The sequence below is a fragment of the Pseudomonas sp. Pseusp11 genome, assembly GCF_047304405.1.
Classification (GTDB): domain Bacteria; phylum Pseudomonadota; class Gammaproteobacteria; order Pseudomonadales; family Pseudomonadaceae; genus Aquipseudomonas.
The window spans coordinates 94,245-113,417 of record NZ_JBGLZF010000021.1; the positions used below are offsets into that span (position 1 = coordinate 94,245).

Annotated in this window: 18 protein-coding genes; 13 read left to right on the forward strand and 5 right to left on the reverse strand. The window is 60.7% G+C overall.

What is annotated here, in order from left to right; genetic code table 11:
• Nucleotides 1–39: 39 nt before the first annotated feature.
• Both ACCC96_RS18555 and gloB read right to left on the reverse strand, forming a co-directional pair.
• Nucleotides 40–1,494 (reverse strand): transglycosylase SLT domain-containing protein, encoded by a 1,455-nt coding sequence (locus tag ACCC96_RS18555; protein ID WP_413696557.1) that lies wholly within the window; start codon nt 1,492–1,494, stop codon nt 40–42.
• A gap of 99 nt (nt 1,495–1,593) precedes the next feature.
• A complete protein-coding gene (gloB, locus tag ACCC96_RS18560; protein WP_413696558.1) occupies nt 1,594–2,361 on the reverse strand; it encodes a hydroxyacylglutathione hydrolase in 768 nt (255 codons plus the stop codon).
• Between the two features lie 65 nt (nt 2,362–2,426).
• Between gloB and ACCC96_RS18565 the strand changes: the two genes are divergently transcribed.
• The 5 genes from ACCC96_RS18565 (at nt 2,427) to ACCC96_RS18585 (ending at nt 7,900) form a co-directional block, all read left to right on the forward strand.
• Complete coding sequence (locus tag ACCC96_RS18565; protein ID WP_007937770.1) at nt 2,427–3,185, forward strand: methyltransferase domain-containing protein; 759 nt, start codon at nt 2,427–2,429, stop codon at nt 3,183–3,185.
• A gap of 93 nt (nt 3,186–3,278) precedes the next feature.
• A complete protein-coding gene (gene rnhA / locus ACCC96_RS18570) occupies nt 3,279–3,731 on the forward strand; it encodes a ribonuclease HI (protein WP_003180633.1) in 453 nt (150 codons plus the stop codon).
• Between the two features lie 211 nt (nt 3,732–3,942).
• Complete coding sequence (gene dnaQ, locus ACCC96_RS18575; RefSeq protein ID WP_007937771.1) at nt 3,943–4,701, forward strand: DNA polymerase III subunit epsilon; 759 nt, start codon at nt 3,943–3,945, stop codon at nt 4,699–4,701.
• A 314-nt stretch (nt 4,702–5,015) separates the two neighbouring features.
• Nucleotides 5,016–7,271, forward strand: a complete 2,256-nt coding sequence (locus ACCC96_RS18580) for an Orn/Lys/Arg decarboxylase N-terminal domain-containing protein (protein ID WP_019648958.1) — start codon at nt 5,016–5,018, stop codon at nt 7,269–7,271.
• A 14-nt stretch (nt 7,272–7,285) separates the two neighbouring features.
• Nucleotides 7,286–7,900, forward strand: coding sequence for a GNAT family N-acetyltransferase (locus ACCC96_RS18585; protein WP_007937773.1), 615 nt, complete (start codon nt 7,286–7,288; stop codon nt 7,898–7,900).
• Here ACCC96_RS18585 and ACCC96_RS18590 read toward each other — a convergent pair.
• Both ACCC96_RS18590 and ACCC96_RS18595 read right to left on the reverse strand, forming a co-directional pair.
• Nucleotides 7,866–8,759, reverse strand: a complete 894-nt coding sequence (locus tag ACCC96_RS18590; protein ID WP_019579322.1) for a LysR substrate-binding domain-containing protein — start codon at nt 8,757–8,759, stop codon at nt 7,866–7,868. The two genes, ACCC96_RS18585 and ACCC96_RS18590, sit on opposite strands and share 35 nt — an antisense overlap.
• 88 nt (nt 8,760–8,847) lie before the next feature.
• Entirely contained in the window at nt 8,848–9,084 is a 237-nt protein-coding gene (locus ACCC96_RS18595; protein ID WP_018929617.1) for a hypothetical protein, read from the reverse strand.
• Between the two features lie 184 nt (nt 9,085–9,268).
• On the opposite strand from ACCC96_RS18595, the gene ACCC96_RS18600 reads away from it, so the two are divergent.
• Entirely contained in the window at nt 9,269–9,829 is a 561-nt protein-coding gene (locus tag ACCC96_RS18600; RefSeq protein WP_018929616.1) for an NADPH-dependent FMN reductase, read from the forward strand.
• A gap of 143 nt (nt 9,830–9,972) precedes the next feature.
• Nucleotides 9,973–11,256, forward strand: coding sequence for an arsenic transporter (locus ACCC96_RS18605; RefSeq protein ID WP_258668665.1), 1,284 nt, complete (start codon nt 9,973–9,975; stop codon nt 11,254–11,256).
• 158 nt (nt 11,257–11,414) lie between these two features.
• On the opposite strand, the gene ACCC96_RS18610 is transcribed toward ACCC96_RS18605, so the two are convergent.
• Nucleotides 11,415–12,365: a DUF1853 family protein gene (locus tag ACCC96_RS18610; protein WP_413696559.1), complete on the reverse strand. Its 951-nt coding sequence runs from the start codon at nt 12,363–12,365 to the stop codon at nt 11,415–11,417.
• Between the two features lie 123 nt (nt 12,366–12,488).
• On the opposite strand from ACCC96_RS18610, the gene ACCC96_RS18615 reads away from it, so the two are divergent.
• Genes ACCC96_RS18615 through pepN form a run of 6 tightly spaced genes read left to right on the forward strand, consistent with a single transcriptional unit; the run spans nt 12,489 to nt 19,003 of the window.
• Complete coding sequence (locus ACCC96_RS18615) at nt 12,489–13,379, forward strand: NAD(+) kinase (protein WP_007906781.1); 891 nt, start codon at nt 12,489–12,491, stop codon at nt 13,377–13,379.
• Nucleotides 13,376–14,350 (forward strand): metallophosphoesterase, encoded by a 975-nt coding sequence (locus ACCC96_RS18620; protein WP_413696563.1) that lies wholly within the window; start codon nt 13,376–13,378, stop codon nt 14,348–14,350. The genes ACCC96_RS18615 and ACCC96_RS18620 overlap by 4 nt, the downstream gene beginning before the upstream one ends.
• Nucleotides 14,347–15,216, forward strand: a complete 870-nt coding sequence (locus tag ACCC96_RS18625) for a rhomboid family intramembrane serine protease (protein ID WP_258668661.1) — start codon at nt 14,347–14,349, stop codon at nt 15,214–15,216. Before ACCC96_RS18620 ends, ACCC96_RS18625 begins: the two co-directional genes overlap by 4 nt.
• A 31-nt stretch (nt 15,217–15,247) precedes the next feature.
• Nucleotides 15,248–15,508: a YeaC family protein gene (locus tag ACCC96_RS18630; RefSeq protein ID WP_007937782.1), complete on the forward strand. Its 261-nt coding sequence runs from the start codon at nt 15,248–15,250 to the stop codon at nt 15,506–15,508.
• A complete protein-coding gene (locus tag ACCC96_RS18635) occupies nt 15,505–16,335 on the forward strand; it encodes a DUF2797 domain-containing protein (RefSeq protein WP_413696560.1) in 831 nt (276 codons plus the stop codon). Before ACCC96_RS18630 ends, ACCC96_RS18635 begins: the two co-directional genes overlap by 4 nt.
• Nucleotides 16,336–16,345: 10 nt before the next feature.
• Nucleotides 16,346–19,003, forward strand: a complete 2,658-nt coding sequence (gene pepN, locus ACCC96_RS18640) for an aminopeptidase N (RefSeq protein ID WP_413696561.1) — start codon at nt 16,346–16,348, stop codon at nt 19,001–19,003.
• Nucleotides 19,004–19,173 lie beyond the last annotated feature (170 nt).

The window sequence follows — 19,173 nt, forward strand, 5'->3', positions numbered from 1 at the left end:
GCTCCCTCGCCACAAAAGCCCCTAGGCAGGGCGTGCTGTTTAATGCGGGGAAGAAACCGTCAGCATCTGACCCGGTTTCAGCGCCTGGCCTACCCGAGGGTTCCAGCGCTTGAGGTGTTGCATTTCGACATTGAAACGTTTGGCAACCATGTACAACGAGTCGCCTTGCTGGACCTTGTACTGGGTCTGCGGTTTCTGTTTGTCTGACTTGCCGCTGGTTTTGCTGTTCGCCGCCATGACAGTGTTGATGCGACCGCCGCTGCGCTTGCTGGTGTCCTGCATCACAAGGGTCTGGCCGACCTTGAGGTTCTTGCCGTTCAGCTTGTTCCAGCGTTGCAGGTCCTTGACGTCGACCTTGTTGGCCCTGGCAATGGAGGCCAGATTTTCTCCGCGCTTGACCCGGTAGGCGCGCTTGATGCTGGCGATTTCGCTGTCGTCGGCACCTTCGAACACCGGCTTGAGCGGCCGCTGGCTGATCAGCTCTTCAGGACGCATGGTCGACAGGCTGGCAGTCAGCAGTTGCGCCTTGGACGTCGGCACCAGCAGATGCTGGGGGCCGTCGATGGTAGTGCGTTGCTTGAAGGCTGGGTTGAGCTGGAACAGTTCGTCTTCGTCGATGTTGGCCACCGCGGCAACCTTGGACAGGTCCATGCGCTGGTTGATTTCGACGACCTGGAAGTACGGTTCGTTGGCGATCGACTTGAGGTTCACGCCATAGGCATCGGGCGCCAACACCACTTGCGACAACGCCAGCAGCTTCGGCACATAGGCCTGGGTTTCCGCTGGCAGCGGCAGGTTCCAATAATCGGTTGGAAGGCCGAGCTTCTCGTTGCGCTCGATGGCCCGGCTGACCGTGCCTTCGCCGGCGTTGTAGGCCGCCAGGGCCAGTAGCCAGTCACCGTTGAACATGTCGTGCAGGCGGGTCAGGTAATCCATGGCCGCGGTGGTCGAGGCGGTGATATCGCGACGGCCATCATAGAAACGGGTTTGACGCAGGTTGAAGTAACGCCCGGTGGAAGGAATGAATTGCCAAAGACCCACCGCGTCGGCCCGGGAATAGGCCATCGGGTTGTAGGCGCTTTCAATCACTGGCAACAGCGCCAGTTCCAGCGGCATGTTGCGTTCTTCAAGGCGTTCGACGATGTAGTGAATGTAGAGGCTGCCGCGTTCGCCGGCGTTTTCGAGGAAGGACGGGTTACTGGCGAACCACAGGCGCTGCTGCTCGATGCGCGGGTTGACGCCCAGGTTGTCTTGCAACTGGAAGCCCTGGCGCATGCGCTCCCAGACGTCCTGGGGAACTTGCGGTGTTGGTTTTTCGCTGAGCCAGATTGGTTTTTGCTTGGCTCGCGCGGCGATATTCGGTGTGTGCGTCGCTTCGGTCTGCGGCACATGGCTTGAACAGCCCGCCAAAGTGGCGGACACAGCCACCGCGATGGCTTGAGCCAAGCGGGTCAATGCGTCTGAATTGGTGGCTTTACGAATAGGTGACGACATTGGCTGGAAGTAAGTTCCGGGCGAAAATGTCGGGCGATTCTAGAAAGCACACCCCCTGCGGTCAACCATTCAGAATTTTTGTACCATTGCGCAGGCAGCTTAGAACGTATCTTTCCAAGCCCGCAATGCAGCAAAGACCGCACTCGGCGCCCGGTTTTCGGTTCCATTCCGTTCGTCCACTTTTTCTTTAACGGATGTTTCGCCGGTACGCAAAAACGGATTGGTGAGCTTTTCCAGCGCCAGGGTCGAAGGCAGCGTCATGATTCCGGCTTCCCGTTGACGGGTGACTTTGGCCAGTCGTTCGAGGGTGTCGGGATTGCCCGGTTCGACCGCCACGGCAAACTTCAGATTGCTCAGGGTGTACTCGTGGGTGCAGTAGACCAGCGTGTCTTCGGGAAGCGCCGCGAGGCGGCTCAGCGAGTGATGCATTTGCTCGGGCGTGCCTTCGAACAAGCGTCCGCAACCGGCAGCGAACAGGGTGTCGCCGCAAAACAAATGACCACGGTGGTAATAGGCGATATGCCCGAGGGTATGGCCCGGTACTGTGATGACATCGAAGTCCCAGCCCAGCACGTTGATCCGGTCGCTGTCCTTGAGGGCCACGTCCCGTGCCGGGATGGTCTCGCTGGCCGGGCCATGGACGGTTGCGTCTGTCGCTTTTTTCAGCCGCTCGACGCCGCCGACATGGTCATGATGGTGATGAGTGATCAGAATATCGCTTAACACCCAACCCGGGTGCGCCGCGAGCCACGCCTCTACGGGCGCGGCGTCGCCCGGATCGACTACGGCGCAGCGATGGGAGCTGTGGTCTTGTAACAACCAGATGTAGTTGTCGGTGAAGGCGGGCAGGGCACTGATCTGTATCATCGTCGGATTCGCCAAGCGGAAAACATTGGCGCATCTTAGAGCTTCCTGGCGCGTTGGAGAATGCAATGACCGATAAAGCGTTCGCTCAGGCTGATCCTGACTGGCTGGCATTGATCAGCGCGGCCCGTGACTGGCTGTCCGGTCCCATCGGGCAATTTTTGCTGGACGAAGAACGACGCATGCTCGAAGACGAGTTGGGGCGCTTCTTCGGTGGCTATCTGGTGCATTACGGCCCCTCGGCACAGACGCCACCGTCGGCGCCGCAGGTGCAGCGCAATGTGCGACTCGGCGCGCCGTTGCCGGGGGTCGAGATCGTCTGCGAAGAGCAGGCCTGGCCCTTGAGCGAGCATGCCGCCGATGTGGTGGTGTTGCAGCATGGGCTGGATTTTTGCCTGTCGCCACACGGCTTGTTGCGCGAAGCGGCGAGCAGTGTGCGCCCCGGCGGGCATCTGCTGATTATCGGAATCAACCCCTGGAGCAGTTGGGGCCTGCGTCATGTGTTCGCCCATGACGCCTTGCGCCAGGCCCGCTGCATTTCGCCGTCGCGGGTCAGCGACTGGCTGAACCTGCTGGGCTTCGCGCTGGAGAAACGCCGCTTCGGGTGCTATCGTCCGCCGCTTGCGTCACCTGCCTGGCAAGCTCGTCTGGCCGGTTGGGAGCGCAAGGCCGGTGACTGGCAATTGTCGGGTGGCGGCTTCTATTTATTAGTCGCGCGCAAGATCGTGGTGGGGCTGCGGCCGGTGCGCCAGGTACGGCGCGAACCGATGGGCAAGCTGATTCCGTTGCCGATGGCCAAGGTCAATCGTCGTCACATCGAGCCGTAATACACTTTTTTATATTCCCGGCCGGGTATGCCCCGGCCTCGGGCATCGTCGGTCACCGATCGGCGAGCCAGCGCATTTTCTGGATAGATTGGCATGAGCGATAGCGTAGAACTCTTCACCGATGGCGCCTGCAAGGGCAATCCTGGCCCAGGCGGCTGGGGCGCGTTGCTGGTGTGCAAGGGCGTCGAAAAAGAACTCTGGGGCGGCGAAGCCAACACCACCAACAACCGCATGGAGCTGATGGGGGCGATCCGTGGCCTGGAAGAGCTCAAGCGTTCTTGCGACGTGCTGCTGGTGACCGACTCCCAGTACGTGATGAAAGGCATCAACGAGTGGATGGCCAACTGGAAGAAACGCGGCTGGAAAACCGCCGCGAAGGAACCAGTGAAAAACGCCGACCTGTGGAAACTGCTCGACGAGCAGGTCAACCGCCACAACGTCACCTGGAAATGGGTGCGCGGGCACATCGGCCATCATGGCAACGAACGGGCCGACCAACTGGCCAACCGTGGCGTGGATGAAGTGCGCGGGTACAAGCAGGCCTAGACCCTCTACTGATGATCGTTCCCACGCTCTGCGTGGGAATGCCGCCAGGGACGCTCCGCGTTCCGCTTCGGATGTGACGCAGAGCGTCACGGGATGCATTCCCACGCGGAGCGTGGGAACGATCAGGCAGAGCGGCGGACGCCCGCCCGATCCCGCGAGCGTGTTAACATCGCCGCTTTTGCACGATTGACCCGTTGAGAGCTGAGCACTGATGGCCACCAGATCCGTTGTACTCGATACCGAAACCACCGGCATGCCGGTGACCGACGGCCACCGGATTATCGAAATCGGTTGTGTCGAGTTGATCGGTCGGCGCCTGACCGGCCGGCATTTCCACGTTTACCTGCAACCGGATCGCGAGAGTGACGAAGGCGCCATCGGCGTCCACGGCATCACTAACGAATTTCTGGTGGGCAAACCGCGTTTCACTGAAGTGGCCGATGAATTTTTCGAGTTCATCAAGGGCGCACAGCTGATCATCCATAACGCGGCGTTCGACGTTGGCTTCATCAACAACGAATTTGCCTTGATGGGCCAGCACGATCGCGCGGACATCACACAGCACTGCACGATCCTCGACACCCTGATAATGGCCCGGGAACGTCACCCGGGGCAGCGCAACAGCCTCGACGCCTTGTGCAAACGCTATGGCGTCGATAACTCCGGCCGTGAACTGCACGGCGCCTTGCTCGACTCCGAGATTCTCGCCGACGTTTACCTGACCATGACCGGCGGTCAGACCAGCCTGTCGCTGGCCGGTAACGCGTCCGATGGCAACGGTTCGGGCGAAGGCGCCGATAATTCCGCCACGGAAATCCGTCGTCTGCCGGCCGATCGTCAGCCGACCCGGATCATCCGCGCCAGTGAAGAGGATCTGGCCCAACACGTTGCGCGCCTGGAAGCCATTGCCAAATCCGCCGGCGCGCCGTCGCTGTGGCAGCAACTGGCCGAGGCCAAGGCTCAGGCCTGATCGTGATGGGCTTTTGTGGCGAGGGGGCTTGCCCCCGTTGGGGCGCGAAGCGGCCCCGGATTTTTTCAAATTCACCGCGTTGGCAGGATTTACGACTGCTGCGCAGCCGAACGGGGGCAAGCCCCCTCGCCACAGAAAAACCTGTCCCTCCAAAATCTCCATTACAAAAATCCTCTCTCATCCGGGGTGTCAGGCCACATATTGGTGCGTCAGCCGACCCGCCACGGGGCACGCCCCCTCGCCACATGCGCTCCAACCCTCTACCCTGAGGTAATTGGCAGGCCACGATCTGCCGCTTCAGGACGCCGAGCCTCATGTATAAAGATTTGAAATTCCCGGTCCTGATCGTCCACCGCGACATCAAGGCCGACACCGTTGCCGGTGATCGTGTGCGTGGCATTGCCCGGGAGCTGGAGCAGGAAGGTTTCAGTATCGTTTCGGCGGTTGATTACACCGAGGGGCGTCTGGTTGCCTCGACCCATCACGGCCTTGCCTGCATGTTGATTGCCGCCGAAGACGCCAGCACCCACGCCCATCTGCTGCATAACATGGCCGAGCTGATTCGCCTGGCACGGGTTCGGGCGCCGGACCTGCCGATTTTCGCCCTGGGCGAGCAAGTCACCCTGGAAAATGCTCCGGCCGACGCCATGGCCGAGCTCAATCAGCTGCGCGGCATTCTCTATTTGTTCGAAGACACCGTGCCATTCCTCGCCCGTCAGGTTGCCCGTGCGGCGCGCAAGTACCTGGATGGCCTGTTGCCGCCGTTCTTCAAGGCGCTGGTGCAGCACACCGCCGACTCCAATTATTCCTGGCACACGCCGGGGCATGGCGGCGGTGTGGCGTATCACAAAAGCCCGGTGGGGCAGGCGTTTCACCAGTTTTTCGGGGAAAACACCCTGCGTTCGGATTTGTCGGTGTCGGTGCCGGAACTCGGTTCGCTGCTCGATCACACCGGTCCCTTGGCCGAGGCGGAAGCGCGAGCAGCACGCAACTTCGGCGCCGATCACACCTTTTTTGTGATCAACGGCACCTCGACCGCCAACAAGATCGTCTGGCATTCCATGGTGGCCCGCGATGATCTGGTGCTGGTGGATCGCAACTGCCACAAGTCGGTGTTGCACGCGATCATCATGACCGGCGCGATTCCGCTGTACCTGTGCCCGGAGCGCAATGAGCTGGGGATCATCGGCCCGATCCCGTTGAGTGAGTTCAGCCGCGAATCGATCCAGGCCAAGATCGACGCGAGTCCACTGACTCAGGGGCGCGAGCCCAAGGTCAAGTTGGCGGTGGTGACCAACTCGACTTACGACGGCCTCTGTTACAACGCTGAGCTGATCAAGCAGAGCCTGGGCAACAGTGTCGAGGTGCTGCATTTCGACGAGGCCTGGTTCGCTTACGCGGCGTTCCACGAGTTCTTCGCCGGCCGTTACGGCATGGGCACGTCCCGCAGCGAAGACAGCCCCTTGGTGTTCACCACCCACTCCACGCACAAACTGCTGGCGGCGTTCAGCCAGGCATCGATGATTCACGTGCAGGACGGCGGTGCGCGGCAGCTGGATCGCGACCGTTTCAACGAAGCGTTCATGATGCACATCTCGACCTCGCCGCAGTACAGCATCATCGCCTCGCTGGACGTGGCCTCGGCGATGATGGAAGGGCCGGCCGGTCGTTCGCTGCTACAGGAAATGTTCGACGAAGCCCTGAGTTTTCGCCGGGCGCTGGCCAATCTGCGCCAGCATATCGCCGCCGATGACTGGTGGTTTTCCATCTGGCAGCCGCCCTCGGCGGAAGCGATCGAGCAGGTGGTCAGCGAAGACTGGCTGCTGCAACCCGACGCTGACTGGCACGGCTTTGGCGGCGTGACCGACGACTACGTGCTGCTCGATCCGATCAAGGTCACACTGGTAATGCCGGGGCTGACGGCGGGCGGCGCGCTGAGTGCGCGCGGGATTCCGGCGGCGGTGGTCAGCAAGTTCCTCTGGGAGCGCGGGCTGGTCGTGGAAAAGACTGGGCTGTATTCGTTCCTGGTGCTGTTCTCGATGGGCATTACCAAGGGCAAATGGAGCACGCTGCTGACCGAGTTACTGGAGTTCAAGCGCAGCTACGACGCCAACGTCAGCCTAGCTACCTGCCTGCCGTGCGTGGCGCAACAGAACATGGCCCGATATCAAGGCATGGGGTTGCGCGATCTGTGCGATCAATTGCACGCCTGTTATCGCAGTAATGCCACGGCCAAACACCTCAAACGCATGTACACAGTGTTGCCGGAAGTCGCGATGAAGCCAGCGGACGCCTATGATCAATTGGTACGCGGGGAAGTGGAGGCCGTTTCGATCGATGCCCTGGACGGGCGGATCGCGGCAGTGATGCTGGTGCCATACCCGCCGGGGATCCCGTTGATCATGCCCGGTGAGCGTTTCACCGAGTCGACCCGCTCGATTATCGATTACCTGAAGTTTGCCCGGGCGTTCGACAGCAGCTTCCCCGGGTTTGTCGCCGATGTGCATGGCTTGCAACATGAAGACGAGGGCAATGGACGGCACTACACCGTCGATTGCATCAAGGAATGAGGACCTTTGCGAGTATGCAGCCCGTCATGAATCCCAAATACCCGGGCCTCTCGGTGCGTGTCGCCGATGAGGGTTTTGCGGCTTATATCTGGGGCAGTGATTTCAGTTTTGAAGTCGCCGCCTATGGCGCAGCAGAAATCGGCAAGCCGGTGGCGCAGTGGCCGGTAACGCCAATCACCCCGTATCGAAAGTGCTACGGCATCGATCCCGAAGAGTTCAGCAGTTTTCGCGACGCCGCCGACAGTGCGATTTTCATGGCCTATCTGGATGATGAGCCGGTGGGCCACCTGGTGGTCAGCACCAACTGGAACGGTTTCGCCCATATCGATGAATTGGCGGTGCATGCACCGGCGCGTCGCCATGGCGTGGCCAAGGCGTTGCTGGACGTAGCGCAGTTCTGGAGCCGCAAGAAAAAGCTGCCGGGCATCATGCTGGAAACCCAGAACAATAATCTTGGGGCCTGCCGGTTGTATGAACGCTGTGGCTACGTGGTTGGCGGGATCGATCATCTGCGTTATCGCGGGATCGACCCGAACACCGCCGAAGTCGCATTGTTCTGGTATCGATTGTTCGATAACCCGCTGGAAAAACCGATCAGCTCGCCAGCATCGCCACGGCTTGTTCCGTGATGATGTCCAGCAGCGTCTGAACCGCCGGAGAGGGCTCGGCGTTTTTCAGGCGCAGGGCGTAGACGCTGACCGGTACCGCAGGTGCCAGCGGGCAGGCATCGAGCCCGGCCGATTTGGCGCCGAGGGCGGTAAACGGATCGACAATCGCCAGGCCTTCACCGGCCTCGACCATGCTGCGCATCATTTGATGCGTCTGCACTCGGGTCTGGATGACCGGGGCAGGGCGCAGCGCATGCAGCTTGTTGTCCAGCGCCGGGCTGAGCGGGTCGTGACCTTCCAGGCCAACCATTGACTGGCCGGCCAGGTCTTGCAGCGAGATGTACTTCTGTTTCGGTTGCAGCCAGCCATGGGGTGCCAATAGCTGGAGCTTGCCCTGGGCGATGACCTGGCAATCGATATCGGCATGATCCGGGTCGTGCAGGCTCAGGCCCAGATCGCTTTCGCGCAGCAGCAGGCTTCTGACAATCTCGCGGGTCGGTTGGCTCAGGAGGGTGCAAGGTGCATCGGGGAGGCGTCGGCGCAGCGCCGCAATGCTTTGCGGCAACAGCTGTTGCGCCAATGGCGGGGTGCAGATGATTCGCAAGGGTGGGGCCAGATATTGCTTGAGGCTGCTGGCCAGTCGCTGGACCGGCTCAAGGGCCTCGTAGACGCGGGCGATCTCGACCTGCAACTCCCGCGCCTCGCGCGTGGCTTGCAGACGGCCACGCACGCTGGCAAACAGCATGAAACCCAACTGATCCTCGGCATCGCGCAGCGTGCGTTCAACCTCGGTCACGGGCAACTGCAACCATTCGGCGGCGGTGCCCAGGTGACCGGTCTGCAGGAGCGCCTGGATCACTTCGATATGACGTAAACGCATGCGTGAAGTCCATGTTCAGCAGGTGAGGGAGTCAGTGACTGAATCCTAACTCAAGTGCGCGCATATGACTTCTGCTCATAACAGCGGGTTATGAAGCGACGTTCGTTTCAGGTTCGCGAATGAGGGTGACACCGGTTTGCACCAGCACAAACGCGTTGTCGTCGAGTTTGTTGACCCGATCGCCAATGGCCAGTTTATAGGTGGTGACAGGCGCAGAGCCGGCGAGGCCGTCGTGCGACAGGGTGGATTCCTGGAACTCATGCACGGAATAAACACGGCCTTCCGCGTCTCTTGCATGGAACTGACCGACGAGTACTGCTGCCATCTGCTTAGAACCTCTGGAGATAAATCACTCAATTTGCGGCTCTGTAGACCGTGGTTGGGCGAGGTAAGTTTTCCTACAGGAAAAAAATAGTCAGGGGCGGTGATTTTCCGTCGCCCGCTGGTTGAATCGTCATTTGATCATCTATAACTAGAAGCTCTTTCCATCGAACAGTCGAGTATCTTCCATGAGCAACGTCTACGAGATCGCCGTTCTGGTCGGCAGCCTGAGAAAAGCATCGATCAACCGCAAGGTCGCGCTGGCGCTGGCCGAGCTGGCGCCTGCCAATCTGAAGCTGACTATCGTCGAAATCGGCGATTTGCCGCTGTACAACGAAGACATCGATGGCGATTCACCGCCGGCAGCCTACAGCACTTTCCGACAACAGGTGCGTTCATCCGACGCGGTGCTGTTCGTGACCCCGGAATACAACCGTTCGGTGCCGGCGCCGTTGAAGAATGCGATTGACGTTGGTTCGCGTCCCTATGGCCAGAGTGTCTGGGACGGCAAGCCAGGTGCGGTGATCAGCGCTTCACCGGGCGCCGTCGGCGGATTTGGCGCCAACCACAATGTGCGCCAGTCGATGGTGTTTCTCAATGTGCCGTGCATGCAGCAGCCGGAAGCTTATCTGGGCGGCGCGGGTTCAGCGTTCGATGAGGCGGGCAAATTGTCGGAGTCGCTCAAGCCGTTCCTGCAGAAATTCATCAATGCGTATGCGCAGTGGGTCGAGCAGCATAAAAAGCCATGACCCTGCCTTGTAGCTTGTAGCAGCTGCCAAGCCTGCGAGGCTGCTGCTACATCAGGCATTTCATCCAGCCTTCACTTTACGGTCTATTCAAACCTCCCTATATTCCGCGCTTCGTTTTTCCGTCGGGCTGGAACCGGGTTTATATGCTCATCGCATCGTTGATTTTTTTGCTGACCATCACCCTGGTGATCTGGCAACCCAAAGGCCTGGGCGTCGGCTGGAGTGCGGTATTCGGCGCGGTGCTGGCGCTGCTGTCCGGGGTGGTGCACCTGAGCGATATTCCGCTGGTATGGCAGATCATCTGGAATGCCACCGGCACCTTCGTTGCGCTGATTATCATCAGCCTGCTGCTGGATGAGGCGGGGTTCTTTGCCTGGGCCGCGTTGCATGTGGCCCGTTGGGGGCGGGGCAGCGGGCGCAAGCTCTTTGCTTATATGGTGCTGCTCGGCGCACTGGTCTCGGCGTTGTTCGCCAATGATGGCGCGGCGCTGATTCTTACGCCGATCGTGATTTCCATGCTGCTGGCGTTGCGTTTTTCCCCGGCGGCGACCCTGGCGTTCGTGATGGGGGCCGGTTTCATCGCCGACACCGCGAGCCTGCCGCTGGTGGTGTCGAACCTGGTGAACATTGTTTCGGCTGACTTCTTCAAGATCAGTTTCAACCGCTACGCCGCGGTGATGATCCCGGTCAATCTGGTAAGCGTGGCAGCGACCCTGGCGATGTTGATGGTGTTTTTTCGTCGCGACATCCCCCGTGATTACCATCCCGAGCAATTGGCAGACCCGGCCACCGCGATTCACGACACCGCAACGTTTTATGCCGGTTGGGTGGTGTTGGTGATTCTGCTGCTCGGCTGCTTTGCCCTTGAGCCGTTGGGCATTCCAATCAGCGCGATCTCCGCGGTGTGCGCTGCATTGCTGCTGGCCATTGCCGCCCGTGGCCACAAGATTTCCACGCGTAAGGTGATGAAAGAAGCGCCGTGGCAGATCGTGATTTTTTCCTTGGGGATGTACCTCGTGGTGTATGGCCTGCGCAACGCCGGGCTAACCGGGTATCTGGCCGGTTGGCTGGATGGCTTCGCCGGTTACGGCGTGTGGGGCGCGGCCATGGGCACCGGGGTGCTGACGGCGTTGCTGTCGTCGGTGATGAACAATCTGCCGACCGTGCTGATCGGCTTGCTCTCGATCGATGCCAGTCAGGCGACCGGCGTGGCGAAAGAAGCGATGATCTACGCCAACGTCATTGGCAGCGACCTGGGGCCGAAAATCACCCCGATCGGCAGTCTGGCGACCTTGCTGTGGCTGCATGTGCTGCAGCGCAAGAATATCCGGATTGGCTGGGGGTATTACTTCAAGGTCGGGGTTGTGCTGACGGTGCCGGTGTTGTTGGTGACGTTGGCGGCCTTGGCGTTGCGGTTGTCCTTTTAGGTTGCTGAAGATCAAGATCAAAAGATCGTCCGAACGCGGCCCGAGCCTTCGGCAGCTCCTACGTTGACCGTGGACGACCCAATTTCCGCGGTCATGCCCGATTCCTGTAGGAGCTGCCGAAGGCTGCGATCTTTTTTGCTGTACCTACAAAAATCGAATCAACTCTGGCCCGGCACATTCGGCCAAAGATCGGACACCAGAAACAGCCGCTCGGCCTCTTCCCAATCCCCTTTGGCATTCTCTGTCAGCCGCACCATCAATTGCGCCGGTGCCAGCGGGTCCAGATCGCTCAGCCACGTGTCCAGCTGTTCAGCGCTCCAGGTCTGCTCCTTGGGATAGTGCGCCGGCGCCAACCAGGCGTGGCGGGGCAGAGGTTGCCAGCGACCGAACGGACGCTGCACGACAAACTCCGCCCAGTCCTTCTGGTGCAGCCAGCTACCGCGCAAATGCTGAGGGTGTGCGCCGCTCGGTGGTTCGGCCTGCCCTGGCCACGGATAGAGCAGATAACCGCCCAGCCATAGATGCGCGCTGAACTGCTGGATATCCAGCGACGCCAGCACCTCACGGCTCTCCGCCCGCGCGGAAATCGGCAATTGATGCCGGCTCAGGTGTTCCAGTTTGCGGTCCAGCCGATCATGACAACCCGGTCCGAGCCACTGCGCGGTGTCATGGCCGTCACCGTTCTGCGGGCCGAGGTAGAGCTTGATCGCCAGTTCCAGGTGATGCACGCCATCGCGATCGCGCAGCAGCATGTCCAGTTCACCCAAGGTGTGGCCTTCACGGCGGATCGGCATGTTGGCGGCGATCAGCTCGATCCCCGGCGCGTGCCGCACGGCGTACTGCCACAGCCGTTCGTAGTACAAACCCAGGCGCCGGGTCCTGGCCTGGGCCAGCCAGTGCAGCAAATCGTAACTGTCACGATCCAGTTGCCTGAGCCAGTGTTCCAGGCGCTCCGGCGCCTGCACCCAATCACTGCCGGCCAGGGGGTGACGCTGCGGCCACGGGGTGGCGTCGAGCATCGGCGGCGCGAGGATGACCCAAGCCAGGTCGCGCACTTCAGGGTGGCGCAACTGGTGAGGTAACTGGAGCAAGTCTGGAAATAGGATCATCTTGCGAGCATAGCCCGAAACTAGAGCACACCGTTGTAGCTGAAAGGGTTTTGTCTACGCCGCGCTTTCGCCCATAATCGTGTTTTTCGCCGTCGCAGGCCGCCGCGTCCCAATAGGAGCCCCATGGAGCAATTTCGTAATATCGGCATCATCGGTCGCCTGGGCAGTTCTCAGGTGCTGGATACCGTCCGCCGACTGAAACGGTTTCTGCTCGATCGTCACCTGCACGTGATCCTCGAAGACACCATCGCCGAAGTCCTGCCGGGCCATGGCCTGCAAACTTCGTCGCGCAAGATGCTCGGTGAAGTCTGTGACATGGTGATTGTGGTCGGTGGTGACGGCAGCCTGCTGGGCGCTGCCCGGGCGCTGGCCCGGCACAACATCCCGGTGCTCGGCATCAACCGTGGCAGCCTGGGATTCCTCACCGATATTCGCCCCGATGAGCTGGAAGTCAAAGTCGCCGAAGTGCTCGACGGCCATTACCTGGTGGAAAACCGCTTCCTGTTGCAAGCCGAAGTCCGGCGCCACGCCGAGGCCATCGGCCAGGGCGATGCGCTGAACGATGTAGTGCTGCACCCCGGCAAGTCGACGCGAATGATCGAGTTCGAGCTGTACATCGACGGCCAGTTCGTCTGCAGCCAGAAGGCCGACGGCCTGATCGTTGCCACGCCGACCGGTTCGACCGCTTACGCGCTGTCGGCGGGCGGCCCGATCATGCATCCCAAGCTCGACGCTATTGTGATTGTGCCGATGTACCCCCATACCTTGTCGGGTAGGCCGATTGTGGTCGATGGCAACAGTGAGCTGAAAATCGTCGTGTCCAAAGATATGCAGATTTACCCGCAAGTCTCCTGTGACGGGCAGAACCACTTCACCTGCGCGCCCGGTGACACCATCACCATCAGCAAGAAAGCGCAGAAGCTGCGGCTGATTCACCCACTCGACCACAACTACTACGAAGTCTGCCGGACCAAGCTCGGCTGGGGCAGCAAGTTGGGTGGTGGAGGCGACTGATGCTCGATCCCGCGCGTAGCTACGACCTGATCGGTGACGTGCACGGTTGCGCTCTGACCCTTGAGCACTTGCTCGACCGGCTCGGTTACCACAAACAGGCAGGTGTCTGGCGGCATCCGTCGCGCATGGCGGTGTTCCTCGGCGACATCATCGACCGCGGCCCGCGGATTCGCGAGGCGCTGCACATCGTCCACGACATGGTCGAGGCCGGCCAGGCGCTGTGCATCATGGGCAACCATGAATTCAACGCCCTCGGCTGGAGCACGCCGGCGCTGCCGGGCAGCGGCAAACAGTTCGTGCGCGAGCACACCCCGCGCCACGCCCGCCTGCTTCAGGAAACCCTGACCCAGTTCGAAGATCACCCCCAGGATTGGCACGACTTCCTGCAATGGTTCTACAAGCTGCCATTGTTCGTCGATGCCGAGCGTTTCCGCGTGGTGCATGCCTGTTGGGATGCCAGCCTCATCGAGCCGTTGCGCGGGTTGTTCCCCGACGGTTGCATCGACGAGCATTTCCTCCAGGCCTCCGCGGTGCCCGGCAGTTTCGCCTGCACCGTGTTCGATCGCCTGCTGCGCGGCACCGACATGCGCTTGCCCCACGGCTTGACCATGACCAGCGGCGACGGCCTGACCCGTTCCTTCTTCCGCACCAAATTCTGGGAAGACGACCCGCAAACCTACGGAGACATCGTGTTCCAGCCCGACGCCTTGCCCGAGCCGGTGGCCCGCACACCGCTGTCGTCCAGTGAAAAAGACAACCTGCTGCGCTACGGTATCGATGAGCCGATGTTGTTCGTCGGTCACTACTGGCGCAGCGGCAAACCGGCGCCGATCCGCCCGAACCTGGCGTGCCTGGATTACAGCGCGGTGCTCTACGGCAAACTGGTGGCGTATCGTCTGGATCAGGAAACCCGTCTCGACCCGCATAAATTTGTCTGGGTGGATGTCGAGCGGCCGGAGGTGATGCAATGACGGCGGTGGCGGTATTGCGCCTGCCGCTGGCGGTGGATTTGAGCGGGTTCGTCAAACTGCTGCAGCGCATGCAAGTGCCCCATCGGGTCAGCGAAGAGGCGGGCGAGCAGGTGCTGTGGGTGCCGGCCAGCATCAGCGAAGACGTGCGCTCGTTGTATGAACGCTTTCCGGCCGGCGACCCCGATCAGCAACTGGATATCCCGGTGGCGCCGACCCTGCAGCGTCCGGGTTTTGTCGAGCAGTTGCGCCACAGCAAGGCCACGGCGTTCGTGCTGTTGCTGAGCCTGATCGTCGGCGTGGTGACACTGCTGGGCGAGAACCTCGAGACGATGCGCTGGCTGACCTTCCTCGATTTCCGCGTGGTCGGCGAATACATCCATTTCACACCACTGGCCGACAGCCTGGCGGCGGGGCAGTGGTGGCGTCTGGTGACGCCAATGCTGATCCACTTCGGTATCCTGCACCTGGCCATGAACGGCATGTGGTACTGGGAACTGGGGCGGCGCATCGAGTCGCGGCAGGGCAGCATCAACCTGATCGGCCTGACGTTGCTGTTCAGCCTGGTGTCCAACTATGCCCAGTTCTATTTCAGCGGCCCGACCCTGTTTGGCGGGTTGTCCGGGGTGCTGTACGGCCTGCTCGGGCATTGCTGGATCTTCCAGCTTCTGTCGCCGAACCCGGCTTATCGCCTGCCCCGAGGGGTGTTGGTGATGATGCTGGTGTGGCTGTTGTTGTGCCTGTCGGGGCTGGTCTCGATGATCGGCTTCGGCGAGATTGCCAACGCGGCCCACGTCGGCGGGTTACTCATCGGATGCTTCACCGGTTTGTTGGGCGGTTTGTACAACCGCCGTAAACTGGCCGTCTAAACAGTTATGAATGAAGAGCGCGGAGCCCTTGATGTCCTCTTTTAACGAAATGATCAAAAACATTACCCCGGATATCTACCAGAGCCTGAAACTGGCGGTGGAAATCGGCAAATGGTCCGACGGTGGCAAGCTCACCGCCGAGCAGCGCGAACTTTCCCTGCAAGCGATGATCGCCTGGGAAATCCAGAACCTGCCCGAGGAACAGCGCACCGGCTACATGGGCCCGCAGGAGTGCGCGTCGAAGTCGATCGAAGTGCCGAATATTCTGTTCAAGTCGGATGCCATCCATTGATCGAGATTGGCCGCGGTGCAATCAGCAAAATGTCGGCGCGCCTTGACGGGCCGAACGTGCAGTACGCTTTTCGTCTGGGCGACGTCGAGGTGCCGGTCAATCCGTTGATCGGCACCACGGTGCGCCTGGAATATCTGGGGGCGATCCACTGCACCCATTGCGGACGCAAGACCAAAACCAGTTTCAGCCAGGGTTACTGCTACCCGTGCATGACCAAACTGGCCCAGTGCGACGTCTGCATCATGAGCCCGGAGCGCTGCCACTACGACGCTGGCACTTGCCGGGAGCCTGAGTGGGGCGAGAAGTTCTGCATGACCGACCACGTGGTTTACCTGGCCAATTCGTCGGGGATCAAGGTCGGCATTACCCGCGCCACCCAACTGCCGACCCGTTGGCTCGATCAGGGTGCCAGCCAGGCCTTGCCGATCGTGCGCGTCTCGACCCGCCAGCAGTCGGGCTTCGTCGAAGACCTGTTCCGCAGTCAGGTCGCTGACAAGACCAACTGGCGTGCTTTGCTCAAGGGCGATGCGGTGTCGGTGGACCTGGCGCAGGTTCGCGATCAGCTGTTTGAAAGCTGCGCTGAAGGTTTGCACAGTTTGCAGGAGCGATTCGGCCTACAAGCAATCCAGACGATTACCGATGTCGAACCTCTGGAAATCCGCTATCCGGTCGAGCAGTACCCGGCCAAAATCGTCAGCTTCAACCTGGACAAGAACCCGATTGCCGAAGGCACGCTGTTGGGGATCAAGGGTCAATACCTGATTTTCGACACCGGCGTGATCAATATTCGTAAATACACGGCCTACCAGCTCGCCGTGCATCAGTAAGGACTCCAGTATGCGCACCGAACAACCGAAGATGATTTACCTGAAGGACTATCAGGCGCCCGAGTACCTGATCGACGAGACGCACCTGACCTTCGAGTTGTTCGAGGACCACAGCCTGGTCCATGCGCAACTGGTGATGCGCCGCAACCCTGAACGTGGCCCGGGCCTGCCGCCGCTGGTGCTCGACGGCCAGCAACTCGAGCTGTTGTCGGTGACCCTGGCCGACCAGGAGCTGAGCGCCGCCGACTACCAACTGACCGAGAACCATCTGACCCTGCACCCGACCGCAACGAGCTTTACGGTCGACACCAGCGTCCGGATCCACCCGGAAACCAACACCGCCCTGGAAGGCCTGTACAAATCCGGCACGATGTTCTGCACCCAGTGCGAGGCCGAAGGTTTCCGCAAGATCACCTATTACCTCGACCGCCCGGACGTGATGAGCACGTTCACCACAACAGTGGTCGCCGAGCAGCACAGCTATCCGGTGCTGCTGTCCAACGGCAACCCGATTGCCTCCGGTCCCGGCGAAGACGGCCGCCACTGGGCGACCTGGGAAGACCCATTCAAGAAGCCTGCCTACCTGTTCGCGTTGGTGGCCGGTGACTTGTGGTGTGTCGAAGACACTTTCACCACCATGACCGAGCGCTCCGTGGCGCTGCGCATTTATGTCGAGCCAGAAAACATCGACAAGTGCCAGCACGCCATGAACAGCCTGAAGAAGTCCATGCGTTGGGACGAAGAAGTCTACGGTCGCGAGTACGACCTGGACATCTTCATGATCGTCGCGGTCAACGACTTCAACATGGGCGCCATGGAGAACAAGGGCCTCAACATCTTCAACTCCAGCGCCGTGCTGGCCCGTGCCGAAACCGCTACCGACGCCGCGCACCAGCGGGTCGAAGCGATCGTCGCCCACGAATACTTCCACAACTGGTCGGGCAACCGCGTGACCTGCCGCGACTGGTTCCAGCTGTCGCTCAAGGAAGGCTTCACCGTGTTCCGCGATTCGGAGTTCTCGGCCGACATGAACTCGGCCACGGTCAAGCGCATCCAGGACGTGGCGTACCTGCGCACCCACCAGTTCGCCGAAGACGCCGGCCCCATGGCCCATGCCGTGCGCCCGGACAGCTTCATCGAGATTTCCAACTTCTACACCCTGACCGTGTACGAAAAGGGTTCGGAAGTGGTCGGCATGATCCACACCTTGCTCGGGGCCGATGGCTTCCGCAAAGGCAGCGACCTGTACTTCGAACGCCATGACGGCCAGGCCGTGACCTGCGACGACTTCATCAAGGCCATGGAAGATGCCAATGGCGTCGACCTGACCCAGTTCAAGCGCTGGTACAGCCAGGCCGGCACACCGCGTCTGGCGGTGAGCGAGTCCTACGACGCCACGGCGAAAACCTACAGCCTGACCTTCCGCCAGAGCTGCCCGGAAACCCCGGACAAGGTTGAGAAGCTGCCGTTCGTGATTCCGGTGGAGCTGGGTCTGCTTGATTCGAAAGGCGCGGCAATTGCATTGCGTCTGTCCGGTGAAGCCAGTGCTCAAGGCACTTCGCGGGTGATCTCGGTGACTGAAGCCGAGCAGACCTTCACCTTCGTCGACATTGCTGAAAAACCACTGCCGTCGTTGCTGCGCGGCTTCTCGGCGCCGGTGAAACTGAGCTTCCCGTACGACCGCGATCAACTGATGTTCCTGATGCAGCATGACAGCGACGGTTTCAACCGTTGGGATGCCGGCCAGCAGTTGTCGGTGCAGGTGCTGCAAGAGTTGATCGCCCAGCAGCAGAAGGGCGAGGCGCTGGTGCTGGATCAGCGTCTGGTTGCAGCCCTGCGTACCGTGCTGTCCGACGAGACGCTGGATCAGGCGATGGTCGCTGAAATGCTCTCGCTGCCAAGCGAGGCGTACCTGACTGAAATCAGCGAAGTGGCTGATGTCGAAGCGATCCACACCGCTCGCGAATTTGCGCGCAAGCAACTGGCGGACACGCTGTTCGAAGCGCTGTGGCTGCGTTATCAGGCCAATCGTGATCTGTCGAAGAAGACTCCGTATGTGGCCGAGGCCGAGCACTTCGCCCGCCGCGCACTGCAGAACATTGCGTTGTCCTACCTGATGCTCAGCGACAAGCCAGAAGTATTGGCGGCAACCCTTGAACAGTTCGACAGCTGCGACAACATGACCGAGCGCCTGACCGCGTTGGCCGTGTTGGTGAATTCGCCGTTCGAAGCGCAGAAAGCCAAGGCACTGGCGAGCTTCGCCGAGCACTTCAAGGACAATCCGCTGGTCATGGATCAGTGGTTCAGCGTTCAGGCCGGCAGTGTATTGCCAGACGGTCTGGCGCGGGTCAAAGCCTTGATGCAGCACCCGGCGTTCAACATCAAGAACCCGAACAAGGTGCGGGCACTGGTCGGCGCGTTTGCCGGGCAGAACCTGATCAACTTCCACGCGGCGGATGGTTCCGGGTATCGCTTCCTGGCGGATCTGGTGATTGAGCTCAACGGCTTCAATCCGCAGATTGCTTCTCGCCAACTGGCGCCGCTGACCCGCTGGCGCAAGTACGACAGCGCCCGTCAGGCGTTGATGAAAGGCGAACTGGAGCGGATTCTCGCTTCGGGGCAGCTGTCCAGCGACGTGTACGAAGTGGTCAGCAAAAGCCTGGCCTGAGTTTGGCCTTGCTCCCTCAGGGTTCACTTGGACCCTGTAGGAGCGAGGCTTGCCCGCGAAGGCGGCCTGATGGCCGGCCGGGTTTTTGATGGTGTACATATCCGTTTCTGCGGTAACGGCTACTTATGGTTTCGCCCTTACGGCGACTCCCTTTTTTACAAGCGCCTAAA

Excerpts from the sequence above, each read along its gene's own strand:
- ACCC96_RS18580 (WP_019648958.1), top strand. The coding sequence starts at position 5,016 with ATGTATAAAGATTTGAAATTCCCGGTCCTGATCGTCCACCGCGACATC.
- ACCC96_RS18610 (WP_413696559.1), bottom strand. The coding sequence starts at position 12,365 with ATGATCCTATTTCCAGACTTGCTCCAGTTACCTCACCAGTTGCGCCAC.
- ACCC96_RS18565 (WP_007937770.1), top strand. The coding sequence starts at position 2,427 with ATGACCGATAAAGCGTTCGCTCAGGCTGATCCTGACTGGCTGGCATTG.
- rnhA (WP_003180633.1), top strand. The coding sequence starts at position 3,279 with ATGAGCGATAGCGTAGAACTCTTCACCGATGGCGCCTGCAAGGGCAAT.
- ACCC96_RS18590 (WP_019579322.1), bottom strand. The coding sequence starts at position 8,759 with ATGCGTTTACGTCATATCGAAGTGATCCAGGCGCTCCTGCAGACCGGT.
- ACCC96_RS18555 (WP_413696557.1), bottom strand. The coding sequence starts at position 1,494 with ATGTCGTCACCTATTCGTAAAGCCACCAATTCAGACGCATTGACCCGC.
- ACCC96_RS18595 (WP_018929617.1), bottom strand. The coding sequence starts at position 9,084 with ATGGCAGCAGTACTCGTCGGTCAGTTCCATGCAAGAGACGCGGAAGGC.
- pepN (WP_413696561.1), top strand. The coding sequence starts at position 16,346 with ATGCGCACCGAACAACCGAAGATGATTTACCTGAAGGACTATCAGGCG.
- ACCC96_RS18630 (WP_007937782.1), top strand. The coding sequence starts at position 15,248 with ATGTCCTCTTTTAACGAAATGATCAAAAACATTACCCCGGATATCTAC.
- ACCC96_RS18600 (WP_018929616.1), top strand. The coding sequence starts at position 9,269 with ATGAGCAACGTCTACGAGATCGCCGTTCTGGTCGGCAGCCTGAGAAAA.
- ACCC96_RS18605 (WP_258668665.1), top strand. The coding sequence starts at position 9,973 with ATGCTCATCGCATCGTTGATTTTTTTGCTGACCATCACCCTGGTGATC.
- ACCC96_RS18625 (WP_258668661.1), top strand. The coding sequence starts at position 14,347 with ATGACGGCGGTGGCGGTATTGCGCCTGCCGCTGGCGGTGGATTTGAGC.
- dnaQ (WP_007937771.1), top strand. The coding sequence starts at position 3,943 with ATGGCCACCAGATCCGTTGTACTCGATACCGAAACCACCGGCATGCCG.
- gloB (WP_413696558.1), bottom strand. The coding sequence starts at position 2,361 with ATGATACAGATCAGTGCCCTGCCCGCCTTCACCGACAACTACATCTGG.
- ACCC96_RS18585 (WP_007937773.1), top strand. The coding sequence starts at position 7,286 with ATGCAGCCCGTCATGAATCCCAAATACCCGGGCCTCTCGGTGCGTGTC.
- ACCC96_RS18615 (WP_007906781.1), top strand. The coding sequence starts at position 12,489 with ATGGAGCAATTTCGTAATATCGGCATCATCGGTCGCCTGGGCAGTTCT.